The organism is Methylobacterium sp. PvR107, from assembly GCF_017833295.1.
In the GTDB taxonomy this organism is placed as follows: Bacteria; Pseudomonadota; Alphaproteobacteria; order Rhizobiales; family Beijerinckiaceae; genus Methylobacterium.
On sequence record NZ_JAFIBW010000001.1, the window covers coordinates 583,749 to 596,716 of the forward strand.

At 72.1% G+C, this 12,968-nt stretch carries 12 protein-coding genes and 1 pseudogene; 4 read left to right on the top strand and 9 right to left on the bottom strand.

The window, feature by feature from the left end; genetic code table 11:
- Positions 1–87: 87 nt before the first annotated feature.
- The 3 genes from JOE48_RS02545 (at position 88) to JOE48_RS02555 (ending at position 3,208) form a co-directional block, all read left to right on the top strand.
- Complete coding sequence (locus JOE48_RS02545; protein ID WP_210026910.1) at positions 88–333, top strand: ferredoxin; 246 nt, start codon at positions 88–90, stop codon at positions 331–333.
- Positions 333–1,604, top strand: a complete 1,272-nt coding sequence (locus JOE48_RS02550; RefSeq protein WP_210026912.1) for an NAD(P)/FAD-dependent oxidoreductase — start codon at positions 333–335, stop codon at positions 1,602–1,604. The genes JOE48_RS02545 and JOE48_RS02550 overlap by 1 nt, the downstream gene beginning before the upstream one ends.
- A gap of 350 nt (positions 1,605–1,954) precedes the next feature.
- On the top strand, positions 1,955–3,208 hold the full coding sequence (locus tag JOE48_RS02555) for a cytochrome P450 (RefSeq protein WP_210026914.1): 1,254 nt from the start codon (positions 1,955–1,957) through the stop codon (positions 3,206–3,208).
- 206 nt (positions 3,209–3,414) lie between these two features.
- On the opposite strand, the pseudogene JOE48_RS02560 reads toward JOE48_RS02555, so the two are convergent.
- The 7 genes and pseudogenes from JOE48_RS02560 to bchO form a co-directional block, all read right to left on the bottom strand.
- Positions 3,415–3,647: pseudogene (locus JOE48_RS02560) on the bottom strand (DUF6429 family protein).
- A gap of 48 nt (positions 3,648–3,695) precedes the next feature.
- Entirely contained in the window at positions 3,696–4,079 is a 384-nt protein-coding gene (locus JOE48_RS02565) for a VOC family protein (protein ID WP_210026927.1), read from the bottom strand.
- A gap of 125 nt (positions 4,080–4,204) precedes the next feature.
- Entirely contained in the window at positions 4,205–5,944 is a 1,740-nt protein-coding gene (locus JOE48_RS02570) for a methyl-accepting chemotaxis protein (RefSeq protein WP_210026934.1), read from the bottom strand.
- Between the two features lie 227 nt (positions 5,945–6,171).
- The gene (locus JOE48_RS02575) at positions 6,172–6,789 is read right to left on the bottom strand and encodes a DUF1989 domain-containing protein (protein ID WP_210026936.1); all 618 of its coding nucleotides are present in this window, start codon (positions 6,787–6,789) and stop codon (positions 6,172–6,174) included.
- A gap of 79 nt (positions 6,790–6,868) precedes the next feature.
- Complete coding sequence (gntA, locus tag JOE48_RS02580) at positions 6,869–7,621, bottom strand: guanitoxin biosynthesis heme-dependent pre-guanitoxin N-hydroxylase GntA (RefSeq protein ID WP_210026938.1); 753 nt, start codon at positions 7,619–7,621, stop codon at positions 6,869–6,871.
- A gap of 276 nt (positions 7,622–7,897) precedes the next feature.
- Positions 7,898–8,683: a gamma-glutamyl-gamma-aminobutyrate hydrolase family protein gene (locus JOE48_RS02585; RefSeq protein WP_210026940.1), complete on the bottom strand. Its 786-nt coding sequence runs from the start codon at positions 8,681–8,683 to the stop codon at positions 7,898–7,900.
- Positions 8,684–8,759: 76 nt separating this feature from the next.
- A complete protein-coding gene (gene bchO / locus JOE48_RS02590; protein WP_210026942.1) occupies positions 8,760–9,659 on the bottom strand; it encodes an alpha/beta fold hydrolase BchO in 900 nt (299 codons plus the stop codon).
- 210 nt (positions 9,660–9,869) lie between these two features.
- Between bchO and JOE48_RS02595 the strand changes: the two genes are divergently transcribed.
- Positions 9,870–10,016 (top strand): hypothetical protein, encoded by a 147-nt coding sequence (locus JOE48_RS02595; protein WP_210026944.1) that lies wholly within the window; start codon positions 9,870–9,872, stop codon positions 10,014–10,016.
- Between the two features lie 19 nt (positions 10,017–10,035).
- On the opposite strand, the gene JOE48_RS02600 is transcribed toward JOE48_RS02595, so the two are convergent.
- Positions 10,036–11,748: a magnesium chelatase subunit D gene (locus tag JOE48_RS02600; RefSeq protein ID WP_210035519.1), complete on the bottom strand. Its 1,713-nt coding sequence runs from the start codon at positions 11,746–11,748 to the stop codon at positions 10,036–10,038.
- A gap of 170 nt (positions 11,749–11,918) precedes the next feature.
- Positions 11,919–12,935: a magnesium chelatase ATPase subunit I gene (gene bchI / locus JOE48_RS02605; RefSeq protein ID WP_210026957.1), complete on the bottom strand. Its 1,017-nt coding sequence runs from the start codon at positions 12,933–12,935 to the stop codon at positions 11,919–11,921.
- Positions 12,936–12,968 lie beyond the last annotated feature (33 nt).

A 12,968-nucleotide genomic window follows, 5' to 3' on the forward strand; every position in this document is an offset into this window, starting at 1 on the left:
CGCGGGGATCGGCGAGTACATGCCTATACCGGTGATACCCCGTTTCAGCGGTGCGGAACCTGCAGCGCTAGCGGGGGTTCCTTCGCCATGTCCACCCCCGCCGATGCGTCCTCCGGCTCCCCACCCGGCCTTCGGGTGAGCGTCGATCTCAACCTGTGCCAGGCCTATGCCCAGTGCTGCTACGCGGCGCCGCGGCACTTCCGTATCGAGGGGCATGAGGCCCTGTTCTACGACCCGGCTCCCGCCGCCGAGCACCGGGCCGACATCGAGCGCGCGCGTGTCGCCTGCCCGCTCCAGGCGATCCGGGTCGAGGATCCGGAGCGCGGCGCCTGATGGCGCAAGCCCACGAACGCGCCGTGATCGTCGGTGCCGGCCTCGCGGCTTTGCGCGGCGCCGAAGCCATGCGGGCGGCCGGCTTCTCCGGCCCGCTGACCATCGTCGGCGACGAGCCCTACCGGCCCTACGACCGACCGCCGCTCTCGAAGCACGTCCTCGCCGGTGCGACGCCTGCAGACGCGACGACCCTCCCGGGCAGCCTCGGCCTCGACGCGGACTGGCTCTTGGGCTGCCCGGCCTCCGGTCTCGACCGGCAAGCCCGCACCGTCCGACTGGCCGACGGGCGCACCCTCCCCTACGACCGCCTGCTGATCGCCACCGGCACCCGGGCCCGACCCTGGCCGAACCCCCATGAGGGTCGGCTCGCCGGCGTCTTCACCCTGCGCGGCCGGGACGACGCCGCCGCCCTGCGCCGGGCCCTGGCCGCCGGTCCCCGGCGCGTGCTGGTGATCGGCGGCGGCTTCATCGGCTGCGAGGTCGCCAGCCTGTGCCGGAAACTCGGCCTGCCCGTGACCCTGGTGGAGTCCGGCCCGACGCCGCTGGCCCGTGTCCTCGGCCGCACCGTCGGGGCGTTCATCGGCGCGATCCACGCGGGTCACGGTGTCGAGTTGCGCTGCGGCAGCGAGGTCGAGTGGCTGGAGGACGAGCGTGGACGGCTGGTCCGCGCCCATCTCGTCGACGGAACCCGGATCGAGGCCGACGTGGCCGTCGTCGCCCTCGGCGCGATGCGCAATACCGCGTGGCTGGACGGGTCCGGCCTATCGGCGGATCCGGGCGGGGTCGATTGCGACGCGAGTGGCTACGTTCTCGATGCGGATTGGGTTGAAGATCCGCGGATCGCCGCGGCCGGCGACGTGGCGCGCTTCCCGCACCCGCTCTATGGCGGCCGGCGCGTCGCGCTGGAGCATTGGAGTCAGGCGGTGGCGCAGGGCATCCATGCCGGCCGGCTGCTCGCCGGTGCCGTGCCCGAAGGCCCCTATGCCGAGCTGCCGACCTTCTGGTCGACCCAGGGCGACCTCGTGGTCAAGTCGGCCGGACTGACCGAGGGGGCGGACGCGGTGGCGATCACGCAGGGCGATCCGGCATCCGGCCGATTCGTCGCCCTCTACGGCCGCGACGGGCGGTGCATCGCGGCCCTCTCGGTGGATTCGGCCCGCTGGCTGCCGGCCCATGCGGAACTGGTCGCCGCCGGCGCGCCGTTCCCGCCCCGCGGCGCCGCCACCGACCGACCGAGGGACATCGCGATCTTCGCGCCGGACTTTCCTTGAGCCGCACACTCCTTCGGACACGCCGTGCGTGCCGTTCGCCGCGGTGAACAGGCCTGTTGCGTCATTCCGGGGCGCCGAGGGCGAGCCCGGAAACCAGAACTGCAGGTTCCGCAAAGGCTCGGCGCGTCGGCGGCTCTGGTTCCCGGGCTCCGCTGCGCGGACCCGGAATGAGGGTGCGGGGGGTGGAATCCCGGCGCATCGCGGCCGGCAACCGGGGCCGCCCGGCCTTGCCACCCAGGTGGCGTAGACCCGGAAGCGGAACCGCCACGATGCGCGAAGCCTTTGCTGTCGCGGCATCTTCTCCCGAAGGCCGACGGCCGCTTTTCGGGCTGATGCACCAAGGAGACTGCATGCCCGACGCCACCCTCCTCGATCAGGTCAAGGATATCGCGAACCGGCCGAATCCCTACCCGGTCTACGCGAAGCTGCGGGAGCATCCCGTCTCGCGCCAGGACGACGGCACCGAGGCGGGCACCTGGGTGGCGGCGACCCACGGCACCATCGCGCGCCTGCTGCAGGATCCGCGGGTCAGCTCCGACACCCTGCCCCCGGCGGACCGGCCGCGCACCGGCAACCCCCTCACCGACCTGATCGTGAAGCCGCTCAAGGACTGGATGATGGACCGGCACCGGGTCTTCATTTTTCGCGACCCGCCGGACCACGACATCCTGCGCTCGGCGGTGATGCACCAGTTCAGCCGCGCGCGCGTCCAAGCGATGCGCGCGCGGTCCGACCGGCTGGTGGCCGACCTGCTCAACGAGAAGTGCGGCGCCCGGGAGATCGACGCGGTCGACGACCTCGCCTACCCGCTGCCCGTGACGGTCATCTGCGAGCTGTTCGGCGTGCCCCGGGAGGACGAGCCGAAATTTCACGGCTGGGCGACGCAGCTCGCGACCGCGCTCGAGCCCGACAGCCTCTCCGACCCCGAGATCCGCGCCGAGAACAGCCGGACCTTCGACGCGATCGGCGGCTACATGGCCGACCTGATCAAGGAGAAGCGCAAGCATCCGCAGGACGACATGCTGTCGGGGCTCGCCAGCCACGCGACTCCGGCGGGGGTGAAGATGGGCGATTACGACCTGATCGCCACCTCGATCCTGATGCTGGTCGCGGGCCACGAGACCACCGTAAACCTGATCACCAACGGCCTGCTCACGCTGCTGCGGCATCCCGATGAGATGGAGCGCCTGCGCCAGGATCCGCTCCGGGCGCCGCGGCTGATCGAGGAACTGATGCGCTACGAGCCGCCCGTGCAGTTCCGGACGCGCAGGACGCTCTCTGCCATCGACATTGCCGGGGTCACGATCCCCGAGGGGGCCGACCTCGTGCTGCTGCTGGCCTCCGGCAACCGCGACGAAACCGTGTTCCCGGATCCCGACCGGTTCGATCCGGACCGCACCGGTACCCGCCATCTCGGCTTCGGCGGCAGCCTGCATTACTGCGTCGGCGCGCCGCTCGCCCGGTTCGAGGCCGAGGCGGCGCTGACCGCCCTGGCCGCCCGATTGAAGGCGCCGCGCCTGATCGAGGATCCGCCGCCTTACCGGCCGGGCGCGGCCTTACGGGGCCCGAAGCACCTGCGGGTGGCGATCGACGGGATCACGTGAGCCGCACCGTCATTCCGGATTGCCGGAGGCGAGTCCGGAATCGAGAACCGCTTTCGTTGCAGGATCCTGTCGCTTCTCGATACCGGGCTCCGCTGCGCGGCCCCGGAATGCCGGGGTCGAGCGGCCGGGATGCCGCGACGCGACGATGTCGATGGCGTGCCCGATCCTGAACTCTCTCGTCCCTCTCGCCCGCTCCGCCCGACCAGTCACGCGGGCCGCGTGGACAGGCGCTCGAACAGGGCCTCGGCTTGCTGCAAGCCCTCCGCGGTGAACGCCACCGACGTGGCGCGGCCGACCGGATCGTCGATCAACCCCTGTGCGTGCAGGCGACGATCCACGTCCCGGTCGAACCCTTCCAGGCCCGATCCCCGTCGTGAAGATTCAGCCCCAGCAGAGCCAGGGCCGCCTCGTCGATGCGCTCTTCATCGTCGGCTCGCATACCGAACGCTAGCGCATCTGAGGGCCGTGGAACGTGCCGCTGCCCGCCTCAGATGGTGATCTCTACCGGCGTCCCGTCCGGCATGGCGATCACCGCCTCGTAGAAGCCATCGCCGGTCCGGCGCGGCGGCGACAGGAGGCACCCGTCCGCCGCGCATCGGGTGGCCAGCGCGTCCACGGCGGCGATGCAGCCGACGGAGACGGCCACGTGTGCCCAGCCGACCTGCTCCCGGCTTGGCGCAGGCTGGATCCATGGCCCCGTCATCAGCTCGATATGCGTGTCCGTGTCGGGAAGCGTCACGAAGCGCGACACGAACCCGTCCCGCCGCCGGCTGTGGTACGGCGCGCCGATCTCGGCACCAAAATAGGTCCGCCAGAATGCGCTGGCCGCGTCGAGGTCGGGTGTCCAAAGGGCGACATGGGCGAAGCGCATCGGGCCATTCCTCGGGTGCGGCCGCCTCGGATCCCGCGCCGGCCCGACGCGCCCGGATTCGGATGATGGATCGTCGCAATCCGCCTCCGCGCTGTCCACTATCCCAGGGTTGCGCTCCCCGCGCGTCAGGCGGCCTTCACGGCGGCGAGGAACGTGGCGACCTCCTGGCCGAGGCAGGCGGAGTAGCGCGCCAGGTCCTGCGCGGCGCTCAGGACCTGGCCGGAGGCGGTCCCGGTCTCGCGGGCGGCCTGCCGGACGTCGGCGATGTCCATGCTCACCGTCTGCGTCCCCTGCGCCGCCTGCGACACGTTCCGCACGATCTCGCTGGTCGCCGCGCCCTGCTCCTCCATGGCGGCGGCCACGCTCACCGCCACCGTGCGCATCGCGTCGATCCTGCCGCCGACCGCCCGCATCGCGTCGACCGCGTGGCGCGACTCGCCCTGGATCGTCGCGATCTGGCGGGCGATGGTCTCGGTCGCCTGCGCGGTCTGGGTCGCCAGGGCCTTCACCGCGCTTGCCACCACGGCAAAACCCTTGCCGGCCGCTCCGGCCCGCGCGGCCTCGATCGTGGCGTTGAGCGCCAGAAGGTTGGTCTGGCCGGCGATCCCGGCGATCAGGCCCATCACGTCGCCGATCTGGTCCGTGCCCCGGGCCAGGACCTGAATGAGGTCGTTGGTGCGCGCCACATCGGTGCTGGCCTGATCGGCCATCAGCGACGACTGTGCGACACGGGCGGTGATCTCCTGGATCGAGACGGCCATCTCCTCGCTGGCTGCGGCCACGGTCTGGACGTTGCTCGCGGTCTGCTCGGACGCCGCCGTCACGCGCACGGACTGCTTGGTGGTGCGCGCAGCGGTGCGGGTCATCGCCTGGGCGGTGGCCTCCATCGCGACGGCGGCCGAGGCCAAGCCCTGCGTCAGGGTGCCGACCTGCGCGTCGAACCGGGCGGTGATGGCGTCGAGCGTCTGGGCGCGGCGCATCTTGGCGTCGCTCTCTGCCCGGGCCGCCGCATCGGCCGCGCGCTTGGCGATCATCGCGTCCTTGAAGACCTGTACGGCGCGCGCCATCGCGCCGACCTCGTCGCCGCGCCGCTGGTCCGCGATCGGGACCGCGAGATCGCCGTCGGCGAGGCCGCGCATCGCCGCGGTCAGGCGGCCGATCGGCCGCGACAGGCTGTTGCCGATGCGGAGCAGCAGGGCCAGAACCGGCAGCGCGAGGCCCGCGGACCAGAGCGCGTTCGTGAGCGCACGGCCGCGCACGGCTTCGTGCACGTCGTCGCGGTAGAGGCCGACGGCGACGATCCAGCCCCAGGGCTTGAACACCTGCACGCTCGCGACCTTCTCCACCGGGACGGTCCCGCCCGGGCGGGGCTTCATGTAATCGACGAAGCCGGCGCCGTCGCGCTTGGCGGTCGCGACCATCTCGGCGAAGTAGCGCTTGCCGCCCGGGACGTCGGTCTGATCCAGCACCTGCTGGCCGACATTCTTGGCGTTGAAGGCGTTGGCGACGAGCCGGCCGTTGGAATCGAGGACGAAGAAATAATCCTCGTTTCCGAAGCGCAGGGCGCTGATCGCCGCGAGCGCCGCCTTCTGCGCGTCCCCGACCGGCATGGCGCCCGAAGTGGCGAGCGTCTCGTAGTGGGCGAGCAGACTCTGCGCGACCTCGGCGAGGCGACTCGTCATCAGCCCGCGATCCTCCATGGCCGAGGACCGGATGTCGACGAAGCTGACAGCGCTCAGTGCGCCCATGGCGATCACCACCAGGGCCATCACGGCCGCGAGCTTGTGGCGCAGCGGGAGGTCCGCGAGACTCCGCGGCGACGCGACGTGATCGGCGGAGGGGCGGCGAGTCTGCGTGTAGGTCATCTGAGCACCGGAAGGGGACGGCGGCGGCCGTCGAGGCACATCCAGCGGGTCGCGGCTGATCGCCGAGACTGCTGCGCCGCGGCATACTCCACGATTCGGGTTAGTAAATGACAAACACTTTAAAGCAACGTGAGCGATGATTTGTGAGAAAGCGCCGTTCTTGCATCTATAACATGAGTAATCTAGGTTATTGCGGCAGAAATTATAGACACCAGATCGGCAAAAGATCAGGGATTGATAGGCTCTATCTCTGTGTCGACCCGGTAATGGATCGGCTTGAAGCTGCCATTATTTGATTGCAGGGCCGAGCAGGCGGTCAGGCCGATGATCAGGTCTGTCTCGGCCACGAAGACGATCCGGTCTCCGGCCCGACTGAGCGGCGGCTCGACCGTGAGTGCGCCGGTCGTACCGTCGATCGGCACGTTCATGAAGCAGTTGAACGCCACCGGGATGGCGTCCGGCGCGATGCCGTAGGGGGCGAGCGCGGCGGCGAGGTTGCCGAAGCAGCCACGATGCGGGTCCGTGTCGCCGTAGATGATGCGGAACGTGTCGGCCGAGCACGGGGTCAGCAGGAAGTCGTGCCGCCCGACGGTGTCCTCGACGATGCGCAGGAGCACGTTCGAGCGGTTCGAGTACAGCGGATCGCCGGTGGTCAGGTAGATCCGGCTGGCATAGTCGAGGGTTCGCCCGGACGAGATCACCTCGCCGATGTCGTGGCGATTGTAGGCGACGAGGTCGGCGACCTGCTCGCCGCGCGGGTCGATCACCGTCAGGCGCTGACCCCGGTCGAGGGTGAAGGCGACGCCCGAGCGCGGCTCGATCTGCTGCACGTCCGCTTGGCACATGATGGCTTGGCTCACTCCGCTATGGGTCGCGCCGGGTCCGCGTCCGGGAACGCGCTGGCCGGCCCCGCGATCTGCGCGCTCACGCTCCGGTGCCCGGCAGCGTCCGGTCCAGGGGCAGGACCGGCGGGTGCCAGTCATCGGCCTCGGCGGCGGGCGCCGGACGGCCGTGCATCGGGCAGCGCCAGTCCGCGCCGACGACGCGGCCGCTGTACTGGCGCGCCTCCGAGGCCTCGCCGTGGCGCGCCAGCATCGGATTGACGCTGCCGGCCAGGGCCTGATCCCGCTCCAGGATCGAGGCGCGCAGCTTCTCGTAGCGACCCTCGGCGCGCAGCCGCTCGAACTGCGCGTGCAGGTTGAAGACCAGAACCGGCGACGAGAAGCGCCGCGCCGGGCGGCTGGCCTGCGGGTGGAGGCCGACCACGAAGAACGCCTCCCCGCCGAAGCTCAGGGAGAAGTGCGGGTTCTCGGGGTCGTCCGCCACGCGGGCATCGTGGGGTTGGCCGAGCCACGCGTCCTTGTCGGTCAGCGATTGCGCCCGGGCCCAGAGGTTCTGCTCGAAGCCCTCCTCGGACAGATCACCCGGCCCCTCGAACACGACCGCGAAGCTCTGGAACAGGTCGGGCTGGTGGCGATAGCGCGCCACGAAGGCGAGGAGCGCCGGGTAGATGCGCATGTCGTCCCAGCCCGAGGTGATGTCCCGGGCCACCACGATCTGCATGCGCCCGCGCGACAGTGCCGACTTCGCGCCGACGCAGGGAAAGGGCGGGTTTCGGATGAAGTCGCGGAAGGCCTCGGCGCGCGGATGCTCGCGGTCGTCGCGGGGAAGCTGCATGCGGTCTCTGCTCGTCTCCTGCGCAGGCGGCCTGGGATTGCGGCCGCCGCTGTTCGGGACTCCGGCAACTGACCCATGGCGGTCCTGTTCCGTCCTGCGACAGGTCGTCCGTGGAAGACGGTGAATCATGCCAGGCTGAGGCAAGACTTGGTCTGCGCCATGCAAGATCTGGAGCAGATCTGCCGCCGAGCATAAACATAGGTTAAGTCGCGCAGGACTCGGCCGGACCGTTTCGCTGCCGCGCTGAGCTGGCCCGGTCGGCTCGGATGCCGGGGATCAGCGCTGTCCGCCGGCCCGCGCACGGTGATGTGCCGCCGCGGCAGCACCGAAAGCCTCGAACAGGGCGCGGTTGATCGGGTTGGTCGCCGGGTCGTGCTCGGCGTGCCACTGGACGCCGAGCGCGAAGCCCGCGGCGTCCTCGATCCGGATCGCCTCGATCGTCTCGTCCTCGGCGACGCCCTCGATCACCACCCGGGCTCCGGGCTCGAGGATGCCCTGGCCGTGCAGCGAGTTCACCCGGATCGTCGCGCGCTCCAGCAGCCGCGCCAAGGCGCCCCCCGGGGTCAGGCGGACGTCGTGCCGGTCGGCGAAGATCACCTCCAGGTCCGGGTGGATCTCGCCGTTCTCGAGCCGCGGCATCCGGTGGTTGAGGCGCCCGGGCAAGTTGCGGATCTCCGGGTGCAGGCTGCCGCCGAAGGCGACGTTCATCTCCTGGAAGCCACGGCAGATGCCGAACAGCGGCACGCCGCGCGCCACGCAGGCCTCGATCAGCGGCAGCGCCACGGCGTCGCGCTCCTCGTCGTAGGGCTCGTGCGCCGCACAGGGCGTGGCGTTGAAGCGGGTCGGGTGAACGTTGGCGCGCCCGCCCGTGAGCAGGATCCCGTCCACCGTGTCGAGGAGGTCGCCGAGATCGGTGATCGCCGGGGCGGCGGCGAACATCAGCGGCAGCGCGCCGGCCACGGCGGCCACGGCCCGCATGTTGTTCGCGCCGACGATCTGCGCCGGGAAGCGATTGTCGATCAGACGTGCGTTGCCGATGACGCCGATCACGGGTCTCGCCATCGTGCCGGATGCTCCTCGTTCCCGCCCCCGCCGGAGGCTCTAAAGCCCAGGCAAGGGCGGCGCCAGTCCCGGCGGCTCAGGGCAGGCCGAGGGTCCGTGTCTCCGCGAGCAGCACCTCGGCCACACGCTCCGGCGCCTCCTCGTGGGCGAGGTGGCCGAGCCCGCGGATCAGAGCCACGCGCGCCTCCGGGAGGCGGTCGCGCAGGGCGAAGGCGGTGTCCGGCAGGATCGCCTTGTCGTCGCCGCCGACGATCAGCAGCGTCCGGGTCGCGAGGCCGGGCAGCGCCCGGTGCAGGCCGGCGAGGTCCCAGTTCGCCATCATGCCCAGCGCCCCGCGGACATGACCGGCGCGGGCGAAGAGCCGCCGGTAGAGGTCGACGCCCGCGGGGTCGAGGCGCGAGCCCGTCCCCTCGATCAGGCGCTTGGCCGCGGACCGGTCGGCCGTCCAGGCGAAGATCCGCGGGGTGAACGGGTTGAGGAACAGCAGCCGCGCCATGCTGGGAAACAGGAGATTGGCCGCCCCCGGCAGCGGCGCCAAGGCGCCGTTGAAGGCCGCCAGCAGCTGCGGCGCGATCGATCCGTCCAGGCACATCCGCGCCAGCACCGCCGCGCCGGCCGAATGGCCGGCGGCCAGGACCGGCGGGCGGCCGAGTGCGGCCACGAGGCCCGCGACGGCCCGCGCCATGCCGGGCAGCGACAGGTCGGCATCGGGCAGGGGATCGGTGAAGCCGTGGCCCGGCAGGTCCGGGGCGATCACGAAGAAGTCCCGGGCGAGCAGCGGCGCCAGCCCGCGCCAGGAATGGGTCGCCGCCCCGGTCCCGTGCAGCAGCAGCAGCGCCGGAGCCTCCGCCCGGCCGAATTCCTGGACGTGCCAGCGCAGGCCGGCCGCCGCGACGAACCGGCTCGCCTCCCGGTGCGGCCAGTCACGTCCCTCGACAGCCCAGTCCGGCCGGTCGGCATCGAAAGGGCCTACCACGCACCGCTCTCCCGCACTGCACCGAAGCCGGGCCTGCAAGACGGAAGGGCGGCGCTATCATTCAAGGCTGGAAGTATTTCGTAACACTGAAGAATCCCATGCGGCGGCCGCATGCCACCGCTGACCCAGGCTGGATTGCTGCGGCGCAGCAGAATCTGCATATCCCGATCGAACAAGAGCAAGACACGTCCCCCAACTTCGGAGCAGGCCATGATCCTCTTCACCTCCTCGACGCAGAACATCGCGGCCCCGACCTCCGGCGGCTGGAGCGTGAGCGCCATCGTCCGCGAGATGCTGAACTCCTGGCTGGCCCATCACCAGCGCCTCGCCGATCTCGGCATCAGCGGCGACCTCTGAGCCAGATCCGTCGCGGCGCTCACAAAGCCGCGCGCACTGCCGCGCTGAGCTGTCCAGCCTCGACGCGCGGCAGCTTCAGGTAGCGGGCGCCCATCGCTTCCGCCACCTGCCGGGCTTCCTCGCCTCGGCTGCCGGTATCGACCACCAGCGCCGGCAGCCCGGCGTCCCGCAAGGTTCGGGCCGCCTGCAGGGCGTCCGCTCCCGCCCGGGCGCGACCGCCCTCCCCCGAGCGTGCGACATTGGCACGGCCGTCGGTCAGCAGCACGATCGCGGGCCGGCTGCCGCCCCGGCGCACGCCGAGCGCCACCGCGACGGCCGCATCGATCCCCGACGCCAAAGGCGTCCCGCCTCCGCCCGGAAGTCCCGACAGGCCACGCTTGGCCCGGGTGAGCGAGCGGGTCGGCGGCAGGACGAGTTCCGCGCCGGCGCCGCGGAACGCCACCAGCGCCACCCGGTCGCGCCGGACATAGGCTTCGGCCAGCAGCAGCTCCACCGCGCCCTTCGCTTCCGCGAGCCGCTCCAGCGCGGCCGAGCCCGAGGCGTCGACGCAGAACACCGTGGTCGTCTCGGTCCGCTGCTTGAGGATCCGGATCCGCAGATCGTCCCGCCGCACCACGATGCGGCGCGTCTCCTCCCCGCAACGCCGCAGGGCCTGCCAGGGCGCCGCCGCCCGCAGGGTCGCGAGCAGATCGAGCCGGTCCCGTCGCGGATCGCCCCGCCGGCTGCCCACCGGGCGCCCGGCACGCGACGACGCGGCCTGCCCGACCCGGCCGGCCTTCGCGGCGGCGAGACGCGGCTGTCCCGACAGGAGCTGATCGAGGAGGTGCGGCGGGATCGCGGCGCGCACGGCCTCCAGCACGATCTCCTCCGGCGCATCCGCGGCGGCCGGGTCGGCGTCCGGATCCGCGGCGTCTGCCGGGCGGTCCTCGGGGGAATCGTCCGGAGGGGGCTGCGCAGTCTCGGGCGCCGCCTCCGCGGGGGCCGGCAGGCGCGTGGCGCGCGGCGCCAGGACGAGGCGCGCGGCCGCGGTGATCGCCGCCTGCCCGACCGGTCCCGCACCGGCAAGCGCCCGCGCCACCCGGGCCGCCAGGATCGGGCCGCGCAGGGACGCGACACCGAAGGCCTCGGCCAGGGCGCAGAGGCTGCCGACCGGGTCCGGCTCCGCGGCGTCTGAGGCGGGTTCCGGGTCGGGCACGGTCCCCTCGGCGTCCGCGACGCCGAGGCCTCTCAGGTCGATCCGGAAGGCGAGGCGATCGGCCAGGGTCTCGGCGACGGCCTCATCGGCCTCGCCCTCGTCGAGCAGGACCAGGCCGAAGCGGGCGCTGCGCTCCGAGGCCGTGCCGGTGTCGAGGGCGGCGGCGAGGCGGGACGCGATGCCGGGCGCGAGGCGCTCCGCCATGGGCACGACGATCAGGCCGCCATCGGCCTGCGCCAGCAGACCGGCCCGCGCGACGGGGCGGCCGGCCGCCAGGGTCGCGGCGAGGTCGAGCCCGCCGAGCAGGCTGTCGTCGCCGATGCCCGGCGGCAGACGCCGCCAGGGCGTTCCCGGGGGCAACGCAGCCCGCAGGACGTCGAGCCAGCGCTCGCGCACCGGACCGGCGGGGGCCCGCAGCACCACGCCGCCGAATCCGTGCGGGTCGGCGGTGAGGAGCCGGGCGGCGAGGCGGGCGTCGGCCCACCTGTCGGGCGCACTCCCGTCCCCCTCTGCGGGGGCGGGTGGCCCTCGCGTCAGCGCGGGTCGGGAGAGGGGGACGACGCTGCCGGACAAGGTAGACGCGGCGTGCAGGGAGACGCCATCTTGCGCGCCGTCGCGCTGCCCCTCTTGCGGGACGACGTCCCGGCCCGACCGCCTTCGGGGGGCGCCTTCCCCCGCAATGGGCGGAGGGAGCGGTGGCGGGCCCGTCACGCAAATACCTCCGCCAGCGCCCGCTCCACACGCGCCGTGGAGCCGGATTCATCGAGCGGGTTGCGGCGCAGACGGTGGCGCAGGGACGCCGGGGCGATGCGCCGGAGATGGTCGTCGGTAACCGCGGCGTCACCGTCGAGGGCCGCGAGCGCCCGTGCGGTGCGCATCAGGGTCAGCTCGCCGCGCAGCCCGTCGGTGCCGAGCGCGAGGCAGAGCTGCGCCGCGCGCTCCAGGGCGGCATCGGGCACGGTCACGGACGGCAGGCGCTCCCGCGCCAGCAGGATTCGCTTTTGAATCTTGCGCTCCTCGCCTGCACGGGCCGCGCAGAATCCCTCCGGGTCGCGCTCGTAGGCGTCGCGGGCACGCACCACCGCGATGCGGGTCGGGATGTCCTTCGGGGTCACGACCTCGCAGGCCAGCCCGAACCGGTCGAGGAGCTGCGGGCGCAATTCTCCCTCCTCCGGGTTGCCCGAGCCGACGAGCACGAACCGCGCCGGGTGGCGCAGGGACAGGCCCTCGCGCTCGACGGTGTTGACGCCGGAGGCCGCGACGTCGAGCAGCAGGTCGACGAGGTGGTCCTCGAGGAGGTTCACCTCGTCGATGTAGAGGAAGCCGCGGTTGGCCCGGGCGAGCAGCCCCGGCTCGAAGGCCTTCACGCCCGCGCCGAGCGCCCGCTCCAGGTCGAGGGTGCCGACCACCCGGTCCTCGGTGGCGCCGAGGGGCAGGTCGACCACCGGCACCGATTTTTTTTCGGACCTTCTCCGCGCGCCCGGCATGCTCGCGCAGTGCGGGCAGGATTCCGCCGGGCTGTCGGGATCGCAATTGTACGGGCAGCCGACCACCGCCCGCATCGGCGGCAGCAGGGCGGCGAGCGCCCGGATCGCCGTGGACTTGCCGGTGCCGCGGTCACCGAAGACAAGCACGCCGCCGACTGCCGGGTCCACCGCCGCGATCAGCAGCGCCTGGCGCATCTCGTCCTGGCCGACGATGGCCGAGAAGGGGAAAGTGGGCACGCAGAACTCGCACTGTGCCGCTCGCCTCCCCGC

Bases quoted from the DNA above. Each gene is read 5' to 3' on its own strand.
- JOE48_RS02545 (WP_210026910.1), top strand. From the start codon at position 88: ATGTCCACCCCCGCCGATGCGTCCTCCGGCTCCCCACCCGGCCTTCGG.
- JOE48_RS02550 (WP_210026912.1), top strand. From the start codon at position 333: ATGGCGCAAGCCCACGAACGCGCCGTGATCGTCGGTGCCGGCCTCGCG.
- JOE48_RS02555 (WP_210026914.1), top strand. From the start codon at position 1,955: ATGCCCGACGCCACCCTCCTCGATCAGGTCAAGGATATCGCGAACCGG.
- JOE48_RS02565 (WP_210026927.1), bottom strand. From the start codon at position 4,079: ATGCGCTTCGCCCATGTCGCCCTTTGGACACCCGACCTCGACGCGGCC.
- JOE48_RS02570 (WP_210026934.1), bottom strand. From the start codon at position 5,944: ATGACCTACACGCAGACTCGCCGCCCCTCCGCCGATCACGTCGCGTCG.
- JOE48_RS02575 (WP_210026936.1), bottom strand. From the start codon at position 6,789: ATGTGCCAAGCGGACGTGCAGCAGATCGAGCCGCGCTCGGGCGTCGCC.
- gntA (WP_210026938.1), bottom strand. From the start codon at position 7,621: ATGCAGCTTCCCCGCGACGACCGCGAGCATCCGCGCGCCGAGGCCTTC.
- JOE48_RS02585 (WP_210026940.1), bottom strand. From the start codon at position 8,683: ATGGCGAGACCCGTGATCGGCGTCATCGGCAACGCACGTCTGATCGAC.
- JOE48_RS02595 (WP_210026944.1), top strand. From the start codon at position 9,870: ATGATCCTCTTCACCTCCTCGACGCAGAACATCGCGGCCCCGACCTCC.